22 protein-coding genes are annotated in these 19,893 nt (G+C 71.1%); 6 read left to right on the forward strand and 16 right to left on the reverse strand.

The genetic code is table 11. The annotated features are described in order from the left end of the window. The first annotated feature begins 191 nt into the window (after nt 1-191). Entirely contained in the window at nt 192-788 is a 597-nt protein-coding gene (locus tag HD597_RS44575; RefSeq protein ID WP_253752104.1) for a DUF6506 family protein, read from the forward strand. Here HD597_RS44575 and HD597_RS44580 read toward each other — a convergent pair. The 11 genes from HD597_RS44580 to HD597_RS44630 all read right to left on the reverse strand — a co-directional run bounded on the left by HD597_RS44580 (nt 742) and on the right by HD597_RS44630 (nt 9,367). Continuing rightward, a complete protein-coding gene (locus HD597_RS44580) occupies nt 742-1,026 on the reverse strand; it encodes a gas vesicle protein K (protein ID WP_253752107.1) in 285 nt (94 codons plus the stop codon). The genes HD597_RS44575 and HD597_RS44580 overlap by 47 nt on opposite strands. Continuing rightward, nucleotides 1,027-1,221 carry a gas vesicle protein gene (locus HD597_RS44585; protein ID WP_253752110.1) on the reverse strand — a complete coding sequence of 65 codons (195 nt, stop codon included), beginning with the start codon at nt 1,219-1,221 and terminating at the stop codon, nt 1,027-1,029. Then, nucleotides 1,218-1,994 (reverse strand): GvpL/GvpF family gas vesicle protein, encoded by a 777-nt coding sequence (locus HD597_RS44590; protein WP_253752114.1) that lies wholly within the window; start codon nt 1,992-1,994, stop codon nt 1,218-1,220. The genes HD597_RS44585 and HD597_RS44590 overlap by 4 nt, the downstream gene beginning before the upstream one ends. Further along, entirely contained in the window at nt 1,987-2,325 is a 339-nt protein-coding gene (locus HD597_RS44595; RefSeq protein WP_253752117.1) for a gas vesicle protein, read from the reverse strand. Before HD597_RS44595 ends, HD597_RS44590 begins: the two co-directional genes overlap by 8 nt. A 1-nt stretch (nt 2,326) precedes the next feature. Continuing rightward, a complete protein-coding gene (gene gvpO / locus HD597_RS44600; RefSeq protein ID WP_253752120.1) occupies nt 2,327-2,623 on the reverse strand; it encodes a gas vesicle protein GvpO in 297 nt (98 codons plus the stop codon). A gap of 2 nt (nt 2,624-2,625) precedes the next feature. Further along, nucleotides 2,626-2,850 carry a gas vesicle protein GvpG gene (locus tag HD597_RS44605; protein WP_253752123.1) on the reverse strand — a complete coding sequence of 75 codons (225 nt, stop codon included), beginning with the start codon at nt 2,848-2,850 and terminating at the stop codon, nt 2,626-2,628. 13 nt (nt 2,851-2,863) lie between these two features. Beyond that, nucleotides 2,864-3,667: a GvpL/GvpF family gas vesicle protein gene (locus HD597_RS44610; RefSeq protein ID WP_253752125.1), complete on the reverse strand. Its 804-nt coding sequence runs from the start codon at nt 3,665-3,667 to the stop codon at nt 2,864-2,866. 2 nt (nt 3,668-3,669) lie between these two features. Continuing rightward, nucleotides 3,670-4,143, reverse strand: a complete 474-nt coding sequence (gvpJ, locus tag HD597_RS44615) for a gas vesicle protein GvpJ (RefSeq protein WP_253752128.1) — start codon at nt 4,141-4,143, stop codon at nt 3,670-3,672. Nucleotides 4,144-4,284: 141 nt separating this feature from the next. Beyond that, nucleotides 4,285-5,289, reverse strand: a complete 1,005-nt coding sequence (locus HD597_RS44620; RefSeq protein WP_253752131.1) for a LacI family DNA-binding transcriptional regulator — start codon at nt 5,287-5,289, stop codon at nt 4,285-4,287. Further along, nucleotides 5,286-8,057: a glycoside hydrolase family 3 protein gene (locus tag HD597_RS44625; protein WP_253752134.1), complete on the reverse strand. Its 2,772-nt coding sequence runs from the start codon at nt 8,055-8,057 to the stop codon at nt 5,286-5,288. The genes HD597_RS44620 and HD597_RS44625 overlap by 4 nt, the downstream gene beginning before the upstream one ends. Before the next feature lie 98 nt (nt 8,058-8,155). Further along, complete coding sequence (locus tag HD597_RS44630; protein ID WP_253752137.1) at nt 8,156-9,367, reverse strand: ROK family transcriptional regulator; 1,212 nt, start codon at nt 9,365-9,367, stop codon at nt 8,156-8,158. 179 nt (nt 9,368-9,546) lie between these two features. On the opposite strand from HD597_RS44630, the gene HD597_RS44635 reads away from it, so the two are divergent. Genes HD597_RS44635 through HD597_RS44645 form a run of 3 tightly spaced genes read left to right on the forward strand, consistent with a single transcriptional unit; the run spans nt 9,547 to nt 13,109 of the window. After that, nucleotides 9,547-11,181, forward strand: coding sequence for an extracellular solute-binding protein (locus HD597_RS44635; RefSeq protein WP_253752140.1), 1,635 nt, complete (start codon nt 9,547-9,549; stop codon nt 11,179-11,181). Nucleotides 11,182-11,214: 33 nt separating this feature from the next. Further along, a complete protein-coding gene (locus HD597_RS44640) occupies nt 11,215-12,201 on the forward strand; it encodes an ABC transporter permease (RefSeq protein ID WP_253752154.1) in 987 nt (328 codons plus the stop codon). Beyond that, a complete protein-coding gene (locus HD597_RS44645; RefSeq protein ID WP_253752157.1) occupies nt 12,198-13,109 on the forward strand; it encodes a carbohydrate ABC transporter permease in 912 nt (303 codons plus the stop codon). The genes HD597_RS44640 and HD597_RS44645 overlap by 4 nt, the downstream gene beginning before the upstream one ends. A gap of 71 nt (nt 13,110-13,180) precedes the next feature. Here the strand turns inward: HD597_RS44645 and HD597_RS44650 are convergent, their stop codons facing one another. After that, the gene (locus tag HD597_RS44650; RefSeq protein WP_253752160.1) at nt 13,181-13,729 is read right to left on the reverse strand and encodes a hypothetical protein; all 549 of its coding nucleotides are present in this window, start codon (nt 13,727-13,729) and stop codon (nt 13,181-13,183) included. Nucleotides 13,730-13,814: 85 nt separating this feature from the next. Next, nucleotides 13,815-14,498 (reverse strand): DUF998 domain-containing protein, encoded by a 684-nt coding sequence (locus HD597_RS44655; protein ID WP_253752163.1) that lies wholly within the window; start codon nt 14,496-14,498, stop codon nt 13,815-13,817. A 124-nt stretch (nt 14,499-14,622) separates the two neighbouring features. Here HD597_RS44655 and HD597_RS44660 point away from each other — a divergent pair, with 124 nt between their 5' ends. Next, nucleotides 14,623-15,579: an AraC family transcriptional regulator gene (locus HD597_RS44660; RefSeq protein WP_253752167.1), complete on the forward strand. Its 957-nt coding sequence runs from the start codon at nt 14,623-14,625 to the stop codon at nt 15,577-15,579. Between the two features lie 7 nt (nt 15,580-15,586). Here the strand turns inward: HD597_RS44660 and HD597_RS44665 are convergent, their stop codons facing one another. Next, a complete protein-coding gene (locus HD597_RS44665) occupies nt 15,587-16,597 on the reverse strand; it encodes an ArsR/SmtB family transcription factor (protein WP_253752171.1) in 1,011 nt (336 codons plus the stop codon). A gap of 57 nt (nt 16,598-16,654) precedes the next feature. On the opposite strand from HD597_RS44665, the gene HD597_RS44670 reads away from it, so the two are divergent. Next, a complete protein-coding gene (locus tag HD597_RS44670) occupies nt 16,655-17,884 on the forward strand; it encodes an MFS transporter (RefSeq protein ID WP_253752174.1) in 1,230 nt (409 codons plus the stop codon). Nucleotides 17,885-17,942: 58 nt separating this feature from the next. Here the strand turns inward: HD597_RS44670 and HD597_RS44675 are convergent, their stop codons facing one another. Next, nucleotides 17,943-18,431, reverse strand: a complete 489-nt coding sequence (locus HD597_RS44675; RefSeq protein WP_253752177.1) for an Lrp/AsnC family transcriptional regulator — start codon at nt 18,429-18,431, stop codon at nt 17,943-17,945. A 294-nt stretch (nt 18,432-18,725) separates the two neighbouring features. Beyond that, nucleotides 18,726-19,835 carry an acetamidase/formamidase family protein gene (locus HD597_RS44680; RefSeq protein WP_253752180.1) on the reverse strand — a complete coding sequence of 370 codons (1,110 nt, stop codon included), beginning with the start codon at nt 19,833-19,835 and terminating at the stop codon, nt 18,726-18,728. Nucleotides 19,836-19,893 lie beyond the last annotated feature (58 nt).

The following is a 19,893-nucleotide window of genomic DNA, read 5'->3' on the forward strand; positions in this document are numbered from 1 at the left end:
GACCCCCGAGGCCGGCCCGGCGGAGGCGTAGCAGGCGATGCCGACACCCTGCCGGCCCACCGCGTCCGGCATCCGGCCGGCCTGCACAGAGCTCCGTTCTTCTGTCCTTCACCCTCTTTCACCCGGACGTGGATTTCGAGTTCTCGCCGCACCCTTGACCTCAAGTAAGGTCGAGGTAGCAGTCTGGTGGCATGACGAAGAACAGAGTGATCATTTACGAGGAGGCCGGGGCGGATCCCCTGGCCGACGTCCTGGCAGTGGCGAACCACCACGGGCGCACCCGGGTGCGTGCCGTGGCCGAGCCGGCCCAGATGGTGCGCCTGGTGACGGAGCTGGTCGGCGAAGGGGTCGATCGCATCGAGCTGTGCGGCGGGTTCGGCGCGGTGTGGCACGCGCGGGCGAGGCAGGCCGCGGGCGGGCAGGCGGCGGTCGGCGCGATCTACTACGGGTTCGAGTCGCTGCCGGGCGTGGCGTCGTACAAGCAGCGCTTCGAGGCCGGGGAGACGCTGTCGGAGGCGTTCCTCATCGTGCACGAAGGGGCCGATCCGGAGGTGGACCGGGTCGTGCGCGACAGGGACGCGGGTAGCACGACGCTCGTGGCGGTGCCCGACGAGGCGTCGGCGGCCGAGGTGGCCGGCAAGCTGGCCGGCGGGCTGCAGCTCATCGAGCTGTACGGCACGCCGGGCCCGGAGTCGGCCGCGCCCGTCATCGACGCCGTGGACGCGGGCGTGCCCGTGGGCGTCACTGCGTGGGCAGCAGCGTCCCCAGCGGGCCGAGGTCGAGGTTGAGATCCTCGGGGGCGACGTCGAAGCGCTCGCACAGGTCGGCCATCGCCCCCTCCAGCCGCATCAGGGTGACGCCGAGCACCTCGATCTGCTCGTCCGTCAGGTTGCCCTGCTCCATCCGGCGTACGCACTGGCGCTCCACGAGCTGACGCACCAGCTCGACGAGCGTGAGCACGAGACGGCTCAGGTCACGCTCGACCGTGTCGGGATCGGCGGCGACGCGCCAGCGCGGCGTGTCCATCTACAGGCTCCCTTCGAGCTCGTCGGCCGACACGAGCAGCGTGCGCAGCGAGATGTGCACCAGGTCGATGTCGGCGATCGACAACACCAGGTCGCCGGTCACCACGACGCCGCCTGCCAGCAGCCGGTCCAGGAGGTCCACGAGGGCCACGCGCTCGGGCGGCAGCTCCTCGCAGGCCACCACGTCGCGTCTCATGCCGGCTCCATGACCGTGAACGAGTACGGCGCCCAGGGGCCGGTCACCCTGATCTCCACCCCGTCGCCGCCGAGCTCCCCCGCCCGCACGGCGAACTCCTCGGCCCGGCCCTCGTCCACCAGGTACGCGCCGTTCAGCAACATCACGTCGTCGCGGCCCGACAGGCGCGGGTCCTGGGCGCGGTGCCGGTGCCCGGCGGCGGCGAGCGCGGCCAGCTCCCGGTGAATGTGGTCGGCACGCTGCAGCGCCTGCCTGCGGGCCTGCTCCCGCCCGCGCAGGGTGGCCCTGCGGCGCTGCAGGTACGCGGTCCCCGGCCGCCCGGCCTGCCGGTCGCCCTCGCACGCCCGGCCGCCGCCGCGCGTCTCCTCCGCGTTCACCGGCTCCTCGCGCGGGCTCGCGTACGCCTTGACGCCCCACTCGCGCCGACCCGTGACGTGCGCGAGCACCTCGGTGAAGGCGGCCGAGCGCCGCTCCAGCAGCTCCACCACCTGGTCGTCGTCGCCGTACACCGTGACGAGCCTGACCGGCGCCGTCGTCGTGGCCGCCGCCACGGAGTCCACGACGCGGTGGTGCGCGCGGGCCGTCTCCGCCAGCCAGTCCAGATCCTCCAGCGAACGCCGCAGCGGCTCCTCGCCGAACTGCTCCAGCGGCACCGAGCTCACGTACGCCACCAACCCGGCGCCGGCGACGGTCCGCACGGCGGCGCCGGCCACGCCGGGAGGGCAGGGCAGCGGCTCGCGCGCGACCGCGTACAGGTAGGTCAGCTCAGACATCGGCGTCGTCCCTGCCCTCGACGGCGGCCAGGCGGCGGCGCAGGCGGCGGTTCTCCGCCACCAGCTCCCGGTCCCGCCCCGACAGGTAGGGGTCGTGCTCCCACCAGTCGATGCCCAGTTCCCTGGCTGTGTCGACGGAGGCGATCAGGAGCCGTAGCTTGATCGTGAGCAGCTCGATGTCCAGCAGGTTCACCCGGATGTCTCCGGCGATCACCACGCCGCGGTCGAGCACGCGCTCCAGGATGTCGCCGAGGTTGGCGGGCTCCCGGTTCGCGGGCCCCGCGCCGTACGAGGGCCGGACCACCGGTCCGGACGGTGAGATTCTGTCCATCTCACAACGCCTCGCCCGAATCGGCGTTCGCCCGCTTGTATCGCCGTAGCCTCCTATAGGACAGCAATCTTCCCTCCTCATCGATCTGAGCCTGGTAAATGGCGAGGATGTCGCCGGATGAGGGGATGCGCCGGTCCTCGACGATCTCGACGTTGACCAGCCAGCCTTCTTCGGCCGGTTGCACCGACGTGATGCCCTCGACCTCTTTCGCGGTGAGGTCGGCGATGTGCCGCAGACCGACCCCGCCGGCCGTCACGGCGTTCAGCTCCTCCGTGACGGTCTCTTCCCTGGTGGCCATGCTCACCTCCCTGTCGCCTGACGCAGAATGCTTTCGACCGCTTCGCGTTCTTCCTCTTCGGAGATCGTCCCGGCCTGCCTGGCCGCCTCGATCTCCTCCAGCCGCCTCCGTACGGCGGCGGGGTTTCGCAGCTCTCGGTCGATCTGCTCCTGGATCAGCTCGCCCAGCCGCATCAGAGTGCGCACCGGCGCCAGCGGCCAGGTGAAGATGCTGCTCACCAGGCCCATGGCTGTTCACCTCCTACGCCTGGGCGATGACGAAGTCGTACGGCGCCATCGGGCCGAGCAACCGCAGGTCCACGCGGCCCGTCCAGCGCTCGCCGAACTCCTGCAACGCCCGTTCCAGGCCCTTCTGGTCATCCACCTTGGCGAGCAGGGCCACGTGCACGGCGTCCCACTCGTGGGTCGGCTCCCGCAGCGACGCCTGGGCGTAGTGCCCGGACAGGCCGTCGAGCAGCATGCGGGTGTCCATGTCGCGCTTGGCCTCGACCGAGGCCGTGATGATCTCGCCGAGCCTGATGCGCTCGTTCCTCGTGGCGTCCTCCGACCGGCCCCTGAGTGCCTCGCGCAGGCTCTGCGCCTCCGGGCTCTCGGCGAGGATCTCGGTGAGCACGGCCTGCTCGGCGTAGCGGCCCTTGACGACGTACTCGGCCATGCCCCTGAGCTCGCCGAGGGCGGAGAGGAAGTCGTCGTGGTGCGGCTCCAGCAGCTCCTGCACCACGGCGTCCGCGTTGGTGAGCACCGCGCCGAACCGGAACGGGAGCACCGGCCCCCTCGCCACCACGGTGTCGAGCACGCCTTCGTGGGCCAGGAAGTCACCGGGCCGGCCCAGGGGCTCCTCCACGTTGACGTCGCTCACGACGGCCGCGATCTCGCCGTGCTCGACGAGCTTGACCTTGCCCGCCGGGTCGCCCAGCCCCCGCTGGCCGGAGTCCAGCCGGGTGTCGGCGGGCACGATGCCGTAGACGTAGCAGCCCAGGTTCTGGGTCTTGCGCGTGCCCTGCTTGGGCACGGAGGCTCCGGAGACCTTCGTCGAGCGTCCCATGCTCACCCTTCCTCTCGCTTCGGCCGGATCTTCCGCTTGGGCGGCCCTGACTCGCGCTCCACGGTCATCTCCGGCTCCTCCGCGGCGCTCTCCGCCTCGGCCGCGGGGTCACGCTGCTTCTGCGTGAGCTCCTGCAGCGTGTCGCCCGCGGTCTCCACCACGCCCTGGATGACCTCTTTGGTGGCGTCCTGGCTGGGGACGCCCTTCGCGTCCTTGATGACGTCGGGCAGGCCCTTCTCGCTCTTGGACATGTCGAGCCTGTTGGCGGCCTCGGCGAAACGCAGGTAGGTGTCGACGCTGGCCACGACGACGCGGGCGTCGATGGTCAGGATCTCGATCCCGACGAGCGACACCCGGACGTAGGCGTCGATCACGAGGCCCTTGTCCAGGATCGAGTCGATCACGTCGGCCAGACCCGTGGGGCCGCCTCGCCCGCCCATTTGCCCGGCTGCTGCCGCCGGCTGCACAGATGTCATGTGGTTCCCCCCTTACCTCAGCGAGCGTGCCCGTGAAAAAAGGACAGGGAACCACATAGAGCTAAAAATCCGACAGATTTGACATACATAGAGGCACCGGTCGATCACGAGCCGCAATCTTGAGGCGCCGGGGAGTTTGGCTCAGGTGCTGGCGCGGACGGCCAGAAGAGGCGTCAGGAGGGTGGAGTCGGGCACCGTACGGCCCTCCAGCTTCTCCATCACCAGCCGGACCGCCTCCCTGCCCACCTCCTCGGCCGGGATCAGCACGGACGTGAGCGGCGGGCCGGCCCGCTCGGCCACGTCGTCGGGGCAGATCGCCACCACGGCCACGTCGTCCGGCACCCGGCGGCCGAGCTGGCGCAGCGCGGCCAGCACGTGGCTCACCGCGGCCTCGTTGTGCACCACCAGACCGGACAGCCCCGGACGGTCGAGCAGCAGGTCGCGCACGGTCTCGTACACCTCGTCGAACGTCTCCTCGCAGGGCAGCGCGACCCCCTTGAGCCCGTGGTCGTCCAGCGACTCCACGAAACCCTCCCGGGTGCGGGTGGCGAAGCCGGTGCCCCGGTCGTACACCACCGAGGGGGCCCCGAGCAGCGCGATCTCCTCGTGCCCCCGTTCGGCCAGGTGCGCCACGCAGCGCGCGCCGGCGGCGGCGAAGTCGAGGTCCACGCAGGTCAGCCCGGCCGGCTCGGCGGGGAAGCCGATGAGCACGCTGGGCTCGGGCAGCTCGCGCAGCAGGGGCACCCGGCGGTCGTCCAGCTCCACGTCCATCAGCACCAGCGCGTCCACCAGCGCGCTCGCGGCCACCCGGCGGATGCCCTCGGTGCCCTCGTCCGCGGTCAGCAGCAGCACGTCGTGGTCGAAGCGGCGGGCGGCCGTGACGACCGCGCTGGCGAAGCGCATCAGCACCGGCACGTGCATGCCCGCGCGCAGCGGCAGCACCAGCGCGATCACGTTCGAGCGCTTGCTGGCCAGGGCGCGGGCGCCGGCGTTGGGGTGGTAGCCGAGCGCGCTGATGCTGTCGAGCACGCGCCGCCTGGTGTCGGCGGAGATCGTCCGCTTGCCGCTGAGCACGTACGAGACCGTGCTCACGGCCACGCCCGCGTGCTTGGCGACCTGGGCGATCGTGACCGTGCGCCCGCTCAAGCCCCGGCTCCGAAGTCGGCGGCCGTCAGGGTCACACCCTCGTTCTCGAAGACCACGAAGAGATCGTGCACCCCGTCCACGCCCGAGAGCGATGCCGTGACGGCGTGATAGTCGTACCTCTCGGTCCTCGGCACCGGGAACGCGGCCACCGGCCTGCCGTAGAGAGGGTCGCCGAGCCGGATGGTGATCATGCCGCCCTCGGTGCTGCCCGCCGTGGCCACGCACGTCGTCGTGCCGGTCAGGTCCACCTGGCGGAACAGGATCCAGGCGCCCTCGGCGTCGGAGCGCACCGCGTCGCCGTCCTGCCTGGTCTCGTCCACGAACGTGATCGCGTCGTACTCGTCGTGGTCGGCCGCGCGCAGCAGCCCCGACTGCGGCGGGACGACCTCGCCCTCGACCTCGAAGCAGGCGCTCAGCCGCAGGTCGGTGGCGCTGCGGCCGACCATGAGCCGGTGCGGCGCGCGCTCCACGACGAACCGGCCCCTGGTGACGTCCCAGAACGCCAGGTCCGCGACCGGCAGGCGGAGCTCGACGGCCCGGCTCTCGCCCGGTTCCAGGCGCACCTTCTCGAACCCGCGCAGGCGGCGCAGCGGCTGCTTGACCCGCGAGCGCTGCTGGTGGGTGTAGAACTGGACGACCTCGACGCCGGGCCGCGAGCCCGTGTTCGTCACCGTGACGTCGGCCTCCAGCACGTCGCCCGCCAGGCGGACGCGCAGGCCGGCGTAGTCGAACGTGGTGTAGCTGAGGCCGTGGCCGAAGGGGTGCAGGGGCACGCCGCGGAAGTACTGGTAGGTGGCGTCGGAGGCGATGATGTCGTAGTCGAGCAGGTCGGGCAGCTCCTGCTCGGAGCGGTACCACGTCTGGGTGAGGCGGCCCTCGGGGTCGGCGTCGCCGAACAGCACCTCCGCCAGGGCGTGGCCGTACTCCTGGCCGCCGTGCGCCGACCAGAGCACGGCGGGCAGCTCGCCCTCGGTCCAGGTGAGCGGGTAGCCACTGGTGATGACCATGACGGTGCGCGGGTTCGCCTTGCGCACGGCGCGCACCACGGCGTCCTGGGCGGAGGCCAGGGCCAGCGTCATGCGGTCCTCGGTCTCGCGGCCGTTGACGAGGGGGTGGTCGCCGACCACCACGACCGCCACGTCGGCCTCGGCGGCCAGGCGGGCGGCCTCGTCGGTGCCGCTCCTGACCACGTCCATGGCCAGCCAGGCGGCCTGGTCGGCGTCGTCCACCAGGCGCAGCACGCCGTCCTCCGCCACGCCGACGTAGCAGCCGGTCGAGATGTGGCGCAGCGCGAGCGTGCCGCGCGGGCGCTCCTCCATGCGGAACGTCTGGCGCACCTCCCACCCGTTCGGCCCCGGCTGGTCGTTGACCAGCGTCGTCCCGTCCGCCGACACGAACCGGCCGGTGGTCACGGCCCGCAGCGCGTACGCGCCGCCGCCCCAGTCGAACAGGTCGAACAGCCCCGGCTCCGCGGCGCCCGCGCGCAGCGGCCCGCCGGCGGGGTCGGCCGTGACGGGCCCCGCGTCGGCGGTCAGCGTCACCCGGTCCACGGCCTCGCAGAACGTGGTCGCGCACCTCTCCTCCAGGCCCGCGCGGGCGGTGACGGCGTACGGGAGGGTGCCGCTGTACCAGTCCTCCATGAGCGTGTCGCCGAGCTGCCCGATCACCGCGATCCGCGTCACGTCCGCGAGCGGCAGCAGGCCGTCGTTCTCCAGCAGCACGAACGAGCGCCGCGCCGCCTCCCTGGCCAGTGCCTGGTGCTCGGGGCAGTTGACCACGTTGTCGTTGATGTCGTCGTACGGCGTCGCCGGGTCGAACTCGCCCAGCCGGAACCGGATCGACAACGTGTGCCGCACGGCCGCGTCGACGTCCTCCTCGGCCAGCAGGCCCTGGGCGAGTGCGTCCCGCAGGTGCCCGAGCGTGGTCTGCGAGCGGTCGTCGTCCTGGGTGAAGCTGTCGAGCCCCGCCCTGACGGCGTGCGCGTACGCCTCGGGCAGCGAGTCGTGGTAGCCCTGCAGCGCGGTGAGGTTGCCGGGCGCGTAGGCGTCGCTGACCACCAGCAGGTCGTCCGGCGCCCAGGCGCGCAACGCCCGCCCGATCAGCGGGCTGAGGTGCGCGGGGCGGCCGTTGACCAGGTTGTACGACGGCATCACGGCCACCGCCGCGCCCGACTCGATGGGCCCGCGGAAGGCCGGCAGCTCGTACTCGTGCAGCACCCTGGGCGGCAGGTTGCTGGAGGTGGTGCAGCGGTCGGTCTCGTTGTTGTAGGCCAGGAAGTGCTTGAGGGTCGGGGCCGTCTTGAGGATTTCGGGAGCGCTCCCACGAAGCCCAGAGGCGTAGGCGGTGGCCATGACCGAGGTCAGCCACGGATCCTCGGAGTACCCCTCCTCGTTGCGCCCCCACCGCGGGTCGCGCAGCGGGTTCACCACGGGCGCCCACACGTTGAGCCCCGCCCCGGCGGGGTCCTTGTGGTGGAAGGCCAGCACCTCGTCGCCCGTCGCCTCGCCGACCCTGCGGACCAGGTCGCGGTCCCAGGTCGAGGCCAGCCCGACGGCCTGCGGGAAGACGGTGGCCGGGCCGAGCCAGGCCAGGCCGTGCAGCGCCTCGGTGCCCGTGCGGAACGCGCCGAGCCCCAGCCGCTCGACCGGCGCCTGGTACTGGTGCAGCAGGCCCACCTTCTCCTCGAGCGTGAGCCTGCTCATCAGGTCGTCGATCCGGTCTCGAAGCGGGGCCGATGGGTCGCGGAAGGGGGGTTGTTGCATGATCATCCCTCTGAGAGTGTCGAAGCGCTTCGACGACCGGCCTGGGGAAGTTACGCGGACATTTCGGTGGGTTGACTGAAGGGTGCACGTCCCCGTGACCAAGGTCAAGGGATTCGCGACAATCCCCCCGGCAACTTTCCCGAATCGACGGAGTCGAGAACCCTGGCCGCACCCCCGAGCGCGGCGGCGTCGTACCCCAGCGTCGAGGCCACGACCTGCAGCCCTCCGGCCTCGGCGGCGATCACGCGGGAGCCGACCTCCTCGTGCACGCCCGGCAGCAGCCACGGCGCCAGCGGCACGTAGTAACCGCCGAGGATCACCACCTCGGGGTTGAGCAGGTTCGCCAGGATCGACACGCCCCTGCCCAGGCTCCGGCCCACCTCGGCGAGCGTGCCGAGGGTGCCGGCGTCACCGGCCCGCGCCAGGCGCACGACCTCCTCGATCTCGATCTGGATCTCCGCCGGCGACGGGTCCCTGCGCAGCACGGCGCCGATGCCCGCCATGGCCTCCAGGCAGCCGCGCCGGCCGCAGCGGCAGACGGGGCCCTCGGGGTCGAGCTGGACGTGGCCGATCTCGCCGCTGTAGCCGCGCCCGCCGCGCCGCAGCCGCCCGTCGAGGATGACGCCGGCCCCCACGCCCAGCTCACCGGTGAGATACACCAGGTCGGACGCGCCCGCGTGCGCGCCGAAGCGCTGCTCGGCCAGGGCGCCGAGGTTGGCGTCGTTGTCGACCTGGATGGGGAAGCCCGGGTCGCGCAGCGCCTTGGCCAGATCGCCGCCGAGGTCGGCGTCGCGCCAGCCGAGGTTGGGCGCGATGCGCACGGTGCCCTGCACGTCGATCAGCCCCGGCACGGCCACGGCCAGGCCGAGCACCTGGCGCTCCTCCTTGGCCATGCGGCTCACCACGCGCCTGATGATCGCGCCGACGCCCGCCACGCCCTGGCTGACCGACTCGCCCCCCGAGAACGAGCGCCGCCACGTCAGCAGCCGCTCCCCCGCCAGGTCGGTGGCCACCGCCGACACGGTGTCGACGTTGATCTCGACGCCGATGGCGGCGTACGGGGAGCCGTCGAGCACGAGCATCGTGGCCGGCCTGCCGACGCGGTTCTCCGTGAGCCCGGTCTCGCGGACCAGCCGGCGGTCGATGAGGTCGGCGACCAGGCTGGAGACCGTCGCCTTGTTCAGCCCGGTGGAGGCCGCGATGTCGGCGCGCGAGCAGGGCGCGTGCTCGCGTACGAACCGCAGCACGACCGCGAGATTGGTGGCCCGTACGTCGGCGAAGTCGGCCGGCTGAGGGCCGGTCGTAGAAGTGATCAATATCAGCCCCGTTCCCGCCAAGAGATGACCCCAGCATGCCGCATCGCTGGCTCCCTTCACCAACCTGTGACCACCGAGCTCACTTGTGGGTGCCGTCACAGTCTACTAATTTGTTTGGCCGGAATACCAACTAATTTCTGTAGGCCATCCCCACTCGGAGAAGGGAGCGAGCCATGCCCATGTCCACGACTCGCCGCGGGTTCCTCGGCCTGGTCGGTGCGAGCGTTCTGGTGGCGGGCTGCGCCGAGAAGAGACAGGTGTCCAAGGGCACGGCCGTGGCGGCCGACAAGCTCAAGAGCCTGGTCCCCAACAGGATCCCGTTCGAGATCTCCGGGCTCAAGCCCGACCTGGCCGGCAGCGAGTTCGTCCAGCCCGGCTTCCTGACCCGCCCCGCGCAGATGGTGCAGGCCGTCACCACCCCGCCGCTCACCAGCGGCAAGGAGGTGACCGCGATGACGCCGCTGTGGGGCACGGTGCCGCCCGGCCTCGGCGACAACTCCTACTACGAGGAGGTCAACAAGCGCCTCGGGGGCGTCGTCCGCTTCAACATCTCCGACGGCAACACCTACGGGCAGAAGCTCAGCACCGTCCTGGCCAGCGGCGACGTGCCCGAGATGGTCATGGTTCCGCAGTGGGAGCTGATCAAGATCGGCCACTTCACCGAGGCCGCCAACAAGCTCTTCGCCGACCTGTCCCCCTACCTGGCCGGGGACAAGGCCAAGGAGTTCCCGCTGCTGGCCAACTACGACACCGCCGCCTGGCAGTACGGCGTCTTCGGCGGCATCCTCCAGGGCATCCCCTGGCAGAACGACCCGTACCCGTTCGCGACCTTCGTCCGCCAGGACATCATGACGGAGCTCGGCCTGGAGCACCCCAAGAGCGCCGACGACCTGGTCGCGCTCGGCAAGGCCATCACCGACGAGAAGAAGAAGCGCTGGGCGTTCGGCGGCGGCATGGAGCAGGAGCTCCAGCGGGCCTTCGGCGCGCCGCGCGAGTGGCGCAAGAAGGGCGACGGCACGCTCGTCTACAAGTACGAGACCGAGGAGTGGGCCGCCCACATCGAGTTCCTCACCAAGCTCTTCGAGGCCGGCTACGTGCACCCGGACATCGTGGCCAACAAGGACGCCGACAACAAGGCCATCTTCGGCAGCGGCGAGATGGTCGTCTACCGCGACGGCCTCGGCGCCTGGCACGAGGCCCTCGGCCGCTTCCAGGCCGACAACCCGAAGTTCGACATGCAGATCGTCGACCCGTACCCGGCGCACGCCGGCGGCACGCCCATCATGTGGCGCAACGAGCCCGCCAGCATGTTCGTCTTCATCAAGAAGGGCCTCGGCGACGCCCGCACCCGCGAGCTGCTCGCGCTGTCGAACTGGGCCTCCGCGCCCTTCGGCACCCAGGAGTACGAGCTGTGCTACAACGGCGTCGAGGGCAAGCACTACACGGTCGAGGACGGCAAGGTCAAGCAGACCGCGCTCGGCCGTAAGGAGGTCGCGCCCACCTACCTGTTCCTGTCGGGCCGGCCCAACGCCAACTCGATGAGCCAGTACGAAGGTCTCGTCCAGGCCTCGTGGGACTGGCAGACCAAGGCGTCCAAGATCCTGGAGAACGACCCGTTCGTGGGCATCCGCGTGGAGACGCCGTCCAAGATGGCCAGCCTGACCACCCCCACCGAGGACAAGATGCAGGAGATCTTCCGCGGCAAGCGCCCGGTCTCCGAGTGGCCCAAGATCCTCAAGGAGTGGCAGGAGCAGGGCGGCAACGAGGCGCGCGAGTTCTACATGAAAGTCGCGCGCGAGAACGGCAGGCTTTGAGGAGCTCTTCATGAACGTGATGAGGGGCCTCCCGTGGGCGTCGTGACGACCCGGCGGCGCTCCCCCGGACGCACCGCACCCCCGTCGACCGGCACCAAGCCCCCCGACCTGACCTGGCGGGCCAAGCTCCGCAGGGACTGGCCCCTGCTGGTGATGAACCTGCCGATGTTGCTGATCGTCGTGGCCTTCTGGTGGGTCCCGGCGCTCGGCAACGTCATCGCCTTCCAGGACTACAACCCGTACACCGACGGCATCCTCGGCAGCCCGATCATCGGCTTCACCAACTTCGCGCTGCTCTTCCAGGACCCGCAGTTCATCCGCGCCATCACCAACACCCTGTCGATCACCGCCTTCCAGCTCGTCTTCTACTTCCCCGTGCCGATCATGCTGGCGCTGCTGCTCAACAGCATCGTCTCGGCCAGGCTGAGGGCGTTCGTGCAGGGCGTGGTCTACATGCCGTTCTTCTTCTCCTGGGTGCTGGTCATCGCCGTCTTCCAGCAGATGTTCGGCGGCGCCGGCCTGCTGGCGCAGACCCTGCGGCAGAACGGCTACGAGGGCGTCGACCTGATGACGAACTCCGACACGTTCATCCTGCTGCTCACCTCCCAGACCATCTGGAAGGACGCCGGCTGGGGCGCGATCATCTTCCTGGCCGCCCTCAGCACCATCGACCCCAACCTGTACGAGGCCGCCGCCGTGGACGGCGCCCGCAGGTGGCGGCGCATGTGGCACATCACGCTGCCCGGGCTGCGCCCCGTGATCGTGCTGCTGCTGATCCTGCGCCTCGGCGACGCCCTGAACGTCGGCTTCGAACAGTTCATGCTGCAACGCAGCGCCGTCGGGAGCGAGGCGTCCGAGGTCTTCGACACGTTCGTGTACTGGTCGGGCATCCGCACCGGGGACCTCGGGTACGGGGCGGCGGCCGGGCTGTTCAAGGGCGTCGTGGGGCTGCTGCTCATCATCGCGGCCAACCGGGTGGCGCACGCGTTCGGCGAACGAGGGGTGTATTCGAGATCATGACCACGCTGACCTCGCGGAAACCCTCGCGGCTGGCGCCGTGGGAGGAGCGTCCTTCACCGGCCGGGCAGCTCGGCAAGGGCACCCTGCTCGCCGTGATCCTCGTCGCCGTGCTCGGGCCCCTCTACACGATCGTGCTGACCAGCCTGAGCTCCTCCGCCACCGTCACCCGCGCCGGCGGGCTCGTGCTGGTGCCCGACGGGATCACGTTCGAGGCGTACCGGCAGATCTTCTCCGACACGGTGGTCAGCCGGGCGGTGATGGTCAGCACCGGCGTCACCGTGGTCGGCACGCTGATCAGCGCCGGGGTGAGCATCCTGGGGGCGTACTCGCTGTCGCGGCCCGGCTCGTTCCTGCACCGGCCGCTGCTGTTCAGCGTGCTGCTGATGTTCGTCTTCTTCCCCGGGATCATCCCCGTGTACCTGATGGTCAGCGGGCTGGGGCTGAAGGACAGCTACTGGTCGCTGATCCTGCCGACGGCCGTGTCGGCGTTCAACGTGGTGGTGCTGCGGTCGTTCTTCATGAACATCCCGCAGGAGATCCTGGACAGCGCCCGGATCGACGGGGCCGGGGAGTTCCGCATCCTGTTCCGCATCGTGCTGCCGATGTCGAAGGCGGTCACGGCCGTGGTGGCGATGTTCTACGCGGTCGGGTACTGGAACGCCTGGTTCAACGCGATGCTGTACATGGACGACACCCGCAAATGGCCCCTGGCCCTCATCCTCCGCCAGTACGTGGTGGACTCCAACCCCCTGCCGGCGGCCACGGCCGGCGTCACCGGAGACGCACCCCCCACCCTGGCGATCAAGATGGCCATCGTGGTGATCGCCGTCATCCCCGCGCTCATCATGTACCCGCTGGTCCAGCGCCACTTCACCAAGGGCGTCATCGTGGGCGCCATCAAGGGCTGATCCCAGCCCCGGGCCCGCGGCGCCGCCACGAGCCCGGGGCGGGAGGGCCTTCCAGCCCGCCCCGTGGGGGTCTAGCAAGCCATCCGGAGCGCCTCGTCGGCGACGCGGCTGTCGTCCAGCGTCTCGACGCCGCACTGCGCCGTTCCCCTGATGTCGTCGTCCTGCCAGGAAGTGGCATGCCCCGAGCCGAGCCGCTTCCCATCGCACTCCACGACGAAGTCGGCGTCCACCAGGCGAGGCGTCACCTGATAGAGGACGAACCGTCCCGCGCCGCCGAAGGAGGTCTCACCACGAGAGACCTCGGACGGGTACGTCCGGCCGATCGGCACCAACGCGTGGCCGACCCGCGTGCGCAACGACGCGATCGCCGCATGCGGCTTGTCCAGCTTCACCCCGGTGACCTGCGCGACGCCCGACTTCACCACCCGCATGGCCGGGACCCACTTCTCGCCCTTCGCCAACGTCTTCGCCTCGGAGACCGCGGTGAGCATGTCACGGTCCTGAACATCGGACCAGGTGAAGGTGCAGGTTTCCTGGGAAACGGCGGCTGTGGCGCTACAGGCGGACGAACAGATGAGGATGCCGGACCCGGCGATGGCCACAGTAGCGATCTTCAACATGACTTGTAGGACGCGAAGGAGGTCGAGGAGGTTCCCGGCGACGCCCGTGAGCGCCGCCCTCGCCGGCTCGGCACGGCACGGGCTCTCACCCGCCGGTTCTGCGGTGAGCGGCCCATCCGAGGACGGCGTACCAGGCCAGGACCCAGGTGAGCCACAGGCGCTGGGTCAGGCCGGCGACGCCTTCACCGTCGGCCGTGGTCGCCTCGTCGAAGGTGCCGAAGAAGACCGCCATGAGGATCAGCGTGATCGGCGTGGCCACGTAGAGCAGCAGATTCGCCAGGCGCCGGGCGGAGACGTCGCGCAGGAACAGGCCGACGGCCACGAAGGTCAGGACCGGTAGCTGGAAGGCCAGCGCCACGCCGGCGAAGTGCGGCCCGGGCGCTTCGAGATCGAACAGTCCGATGAGCGCCAGGCCGATCGGTACGAGGCCGAGGCCGATCGCGGCCGGCACCCGTACGATCGCGTGTCCTGCCCCGAAGGCCCGGAAGAAGCCGAGGAAGCCGGCCCCGAGCAGCAGCCCGCTGAGGACGAACGCGGTGTTCATGTACGGGGCGGTCTCGCCCATGCCCAGCCCGCTGATGGGCTGGGTGAGGTTGGAATAGGGCGCGATGCGGTCGCCGCCGATGGTGTACCCGTCGCTGACGAAGCTGAGCACGATCCAGGCAACGGTGAACAGAACGGCGCCGGCTGCCGTACCCAGCGCGAGCCGGCCCCAGAGGGCGGTTCGCGAAGTGACGGTGGCGGCTGGGGCGGTGTTGGCGGTGGACATCAGGCTCCTCTCACTCCCCCGTGTCGCGATTAAGAAGAGGATCAAGGACGGCACCCGGAGCTGGATAGGACAAATCACGCCAACTGGGTGGTAAACCGCGCCACGGTGCTGCCACGCTTGCCCTGTGGACGGGTTAGATCTCGCACTTCTTCCCAGACTCATCATCAGCGGGTCCGGCCTCGACCCCGAGCCGATAGCACGGCAGGCCGGCATTCCCGTGTGGGCGCTGGGCACCGATCACGCAAGGATCACCGGCGACTGCTATCTGCGAGCATGGGAGCTCGTCGAGCACGGCGCGGAACGTCGCGACATCGCCCTGTTGATCGCCGACGGCTACGTGGTCGGCGCGCTCGGCCTCTACGACTACCTGTTCATCACCGCGCCCACCCTCTGGGACGGCATGGCCGCCACCGGCACCTACATGAACACCATCAGCACGAACTGGCGGTTCGAGCCCGCCGAGGAGACCGAGCAGGACATCTCCTTCACCGTCCATCTCAACACCGGCGCGGGGCGCGGCGCCGACCTGGCCATGCAGTTCGGGATCGCCGGCGCCTTCGCCCGCGCCCGCACGGCCACCGGTCGTCCCGTCAACCCGGTGCGGGTCGCCTTCCGGCAGCCCGCGCCGCGGCGCCACGACGCGTTCCACGCGTTCTTCCAGACCGACCGGGTGGACTTCGGCGCCGCGGCCGACACCGTCACGATGCGCAAGTCCGACCTGCAGCTGCCCCTCCTCGGGGCCGATTCGCTCCTGGCGTCGATCCTGCGCCACCAGGCCGAGCACCTTCCGCCCCTGCCGGTGAGGACCACCTGGCTGGACGAGTTCCGCCGGCTCCTACGGGACTCGCTGGTGACGGGCCCCACCATCGACGCCGTCGCGGCGCGTCTGGCGACCAGCCCGCGCACCCTGCAACGGCGGCTCGCCGCCCACGGCACCACCTGGCGGGCAGAGCTCGATCGCGTACGGCGAGCGGAGTACCACCGCATGCGGCCCGCCGCCCTCAACAGCCTCGCGCGGCGTCTCGGCTACTCGGACGCGCGCTCGCTCTCCCGCGCGAACCGCCGCTGGCAGACCGGATAGGCCTCGCCTACTCGGACCCGATGCCCTCCGCTCCGTGGTCATCGGCGCCATCGGCCCTGAGCCCTGATCCGGCGACCAGGGCGTCCCCGAGTTCCGAGCGCAGGTACAGGACCGAGCGGCCGTGGCGGGCGCTGGCCAGGAGACCGGCGGCGCGCAGGGTGCGCAGATGCTGGTTGACGGCGGAGGTGGTGACGCCCAGACGGCCGGACAGCTCGGTCGAGGAGGCGGGGGTTTCGAGCATGGCGAGCAGCCCTGCCCGGGTGGCGCCCAGCAGGTCGGTGAGCACCCCTGGGGAATGACGGGGCTCCGGTTGCCAGAGCGTGCCGACGCCGCGGGTGCCGTACATGATCAATGGGGGCTCGGACGGGGAGATGGGGACGGTGGCGGCCCGGGTGAAGAGGGTCGGGACCAGGGTGAGGCCCTCTCCGCTGGTGGAGCGCCGGTAGCGGGCGTCGCTGACCAGCCGCATGCGTACGACGCCGTCCTTCAGCTGCACGCGCTCGCTGAGGTCGGCGAACATCGCGGCCAGGCCATGTGCCGAGATGACCTGGCCCCGGTACACCACGTCGGCCTGCAGGACCGCGCGCATCCTGGGCCACCAGGGCGCGAAGCAGGTGCGCCAGTAGACCCGGAGCGCGTCCAGGATGCGAGCCGACGGGTCGCCCCGCAGCGGCTCGGGGAGCCGGGGATGGAGGGCGCGCAGATCGCCGAGCACCCGGTCCGCCGGTACCCGGGCGACGGCTTCCAGCTCGTCGTCGATGCGGGTGAGCGGGGCGTGCGGGCGGGGTGACAGGTAGTCCGGTGTCCACATGTCGTCGTTGGTGAGCGCCCGCAGCAAGGGCAGGTCCAGCGTGGATCGGGCCCGCTCCGTGCGGCTCAGCCAGGGCAGGTGCGCGGGATAGCGCCCGGGCTCGCGGAACGTGCGCAACGACAGCGTGAGCTCGTTGAGCGGCGAGATGGCGAAGCGGACGTCGGCCACGTCCATCCCCGCGAGTTCGTACTCCACCAGCCCGGCCATGAAGCTATACGCTACATCAATTGGTGACAAAGGCCGTATTACGGGATAAAGGTCCGCGTGCTCCAGACCTTCTTTCCCCAGGACCGCGTCGCCCGCTCGCTGACCCTCAGCACGATGGCGTTCGCGCTCTCCAGCGGCGTCTTCTACACCGTCAGCACGCTGTACTTCACGCTCGTCATCGGGCTCGGCGCGACGACGGTGGGTCTGGGGCTGGGCATCGCGGGCGGCACCGGGGTGCTGGCCGCGTACGCGGGAGGATGGCTGGCCGACCGGGTCGGCGCGCACCACGTCCAGACGGTGGCGACGGGGCTCAACGGGGTCGCGCTGCTCGCCTACACGTTCGTCTCGGACGCCGTCATGTTCACCCTGATCGCCTGCCTGGCCGTGATCATGCGTTCGGCCGGCTCCTCGTCGAAGCAGGCGATGCTGGCGCGCTGGTACACCGGCCCCGAGCGGGTCGAGGTCCGGGCCCGGATGCGTGTGGTCACGAACGTCTTCATCGGCCTGGGCACGGTGGCCGCCGCGGCGGCGCTCCTGATCGGCACCGCGGCGGCGTACCGGGTGGCGGTGTCCGCCGCCGGCGTCCTGCTGCTGGCGGCCACCGTGCCGCTGGCCGGGCTCGGGCGTCGGGTGCCGGAGCTCGCCGCCAGGATGACCGCCGTCAGGCAGCGCGCCGCGTCCACCGGCCCCTCGCCGCTCAGGGACCGTACGTACCTCGCGAGCGTCGCCTGCAACACCGTGATGGCCGTGCAGTTCGGCCTGATGACCGTCGGCGTGCCGCTCTGGGTCGCCACCACCGGCGCGCCCACCGCGATCGTCTCCGTGCTGCTCGTCCTCAACACCGCGGTCGTGGCCGCGCTCCAGGTACGGGTCTCGCGCGGCACCGACGACGTGCGCACGGCCGGGCTCACGGTCAGGCGCGCGTCGTGGCTGCTCGCGATCGCCTGCGGGCTGTACGCCCTGGCCGGCTACGGGAACGTGATCGTCGCCTGCGCGCTGTTCGTCCTGGCCGCGTTCGCCCACACCATGGGGGAGATCCTGGGCGAGGCGGGAGGCTGGGGCATGGCGTTCGAACTGGCCGACCAGCGCAGCGCCGGCGCCTATCAGGGGCTCAGCCAGACCGGCTACGCGATCGCCGCCATGTTCTCCCCGATCCTCGCCACCACCGTCGTCGAACACGGCACCGTGGGCTGGGCCTGCCTGGCCGTTCTCTTCGTCCTGGCCGGCACGGGCGCCGCCGCGGTGGCCCGGCGCCCGGCCGGCCTCGTCCATGAACCGGCTCGCTAACGCTCCTCGCCGCGGGGCGGTCGTGGCGGCCGGCTGTGCGACGATGCCGATCCGGCGGCTACGCGCGAGGGGAGGACGTCCAGGCGGTGACGTCCACGTCCCGGGAGGTGACGGTCTCGGAGAGCACCACCGCCGTCGTCGCGTCGCCCAGCTCGCTCAACTGCTCGATGACCTGCTCCAGATGCGCGGCGTCGCGGACGGCGATCGCCAGCTCGTAGCAGTTCTCCCCGGTGACGTGCACGCAGGACAGCACGTGGCCCATGGCGAGCAACCGTTCCCTGAGCCGTCCGGCGCCTTTGGCCGTGCGCTGGCGGGGGCGCGGGGAGACGCGGGCCTGCAACCCGAGCGCGAGCCGGCCGAGGTCCACGTGCGCGCCGTACCCGGTGATCACGCCGAGCTCCTCCAGCCGCCGCACCCGCTCGGCGACGGCCGGCCTGCTGAGGCTGACCCGGCGGCCGAGCTCGGCGTGGCCGATCCGCGCGTCACCGGTCAGCTCGCGGACGATCCGCAGGTCAACGGCGCCCATCGACGATTCGGCGGCTGACATCCCGAGACACCTCCTGATCGCAGCCGCGGCGTCTCGACCGTGGGGCTGTGCGCGGTGCTGGCCGCCCGCCGGGCGGGCGCCGCCCGCGGACGGCCTTGCCGCGGACGCCGTCGCCGCGCTGCTCGACCAGACAGGCGGTGGCTTCGGATCGGTCGCCGGATGCGCCGGGACGCGATCGGCGCTCGACCTCGCCCTGTCCCTCACCCGCCCGGGCGGCCGGCTACCGGGAGATGGGCGCGCGCCGCGCCGTCAAAGCACTGGTACGGCTCTGAACCATCTCAGGCCGGCGTCGGGCTAATCCGTGAAGATGTCCTCCGGCAGGAACGCCGACACCAGGAAACTGGGCACGTCCACGAGCTGACTCACCTTGAGGTCCACCGCGACGCTGCAGATCGCGTACGCCTGCTGCGCGCTCCACCCCCGCTCCCCCAGATGCGAGATCATCTCCAGCAGCGCGTTACGGGCGGCCAGCGTCGCGTCCTCGGCCGCCACCTCGCCGTCGCGGCTCACCGACATCCCGGTGGTCGCGTAGAAGCGCCGCGGGGCCGCGTACGCGGGTGCGACCCAGTAGTCCGAGCGCGTGAAGCGGGGGCTCCTGATGCCCTTGGCCGCCGCCTCGCCGGGGTGCAGGGCGAACCGGACGCGTAGCGTGGCGCGCATCTCGACGGCCGTGCCGCAGGCCTCCGAGTCGCCCTGGGCGAAGTGGGCGTCACCGGCGGAGAAGAGCGCGCCGGGCGTGTCCACCGGGATGTACAGGCGGGTCCCGGCGCCGAGTTGTTTGATGTCCACGTTGCCCGCCTGCTCCCTGGGCGGGATCGTGCGCAGGCCCGTCTCGCCGACGGCGGCGGGGACGGCGCCGTCGGGGGACGGCGGCAGGACGAAGCCGCCGCGTTCCAGGGCCGCCTGCTCGCGGGCGGCGATCCTGGACAGGGAGGCGTGGCCGGGCGAGAGGCCGATCGTGCCCATGAAGGGCGCCGCCGGGATCCGCACGCCCGGCAGGTCGTCCGAGGTCGCCCAGCCGTCCGCGAGGCGCCAGCGCACGATGAACGGCTCGGGGAACACATCACGCAGGAAGCCGAAACCGGGCACCTGCACCGTGTAGCCGTAGGCGTCCGGGACGATCTCCAGGATCTCGATCTCCAGGAGGTCGCCCGGCTGCGCGCCCTCCACGTGGACGGGGCCGGTGAGCGGGTGGACGACGTCGAGGTCGGGGGCTTCGACCGTCTTCAGCGTGGCCTCGGGGCCCATCTGGCCGTCGAAGGCGTCCCTGGTCTCCATGACGACCTCGTCGCCGGGGGCGCAGCGGACGACGGGCGGGATGTCCGGGTGCCAGCGGTTGTGGCCGGTGTCCGGTTCGTCGCGGAGCGGGAGGGCGGGGTCGATGCGGATCTCGTGTACGGCCATGGCGGGCCCCTCGGGTTGGGCGTGTGAGCGTCACGCTTCGCCCGCCCGTCGCCCCTGT

The sequence above is a fragment of the Nonomuraea thailandensis genome, from assembly GCF_024172165.1.
Taxonomy (GTDB): domain Bacteria; phylum Actinomycetota; class Actinomycetes; order Streptosporangiales; family Streptosporangiaceae; genus Nonomuraea; species Nonomuraea thailandensis.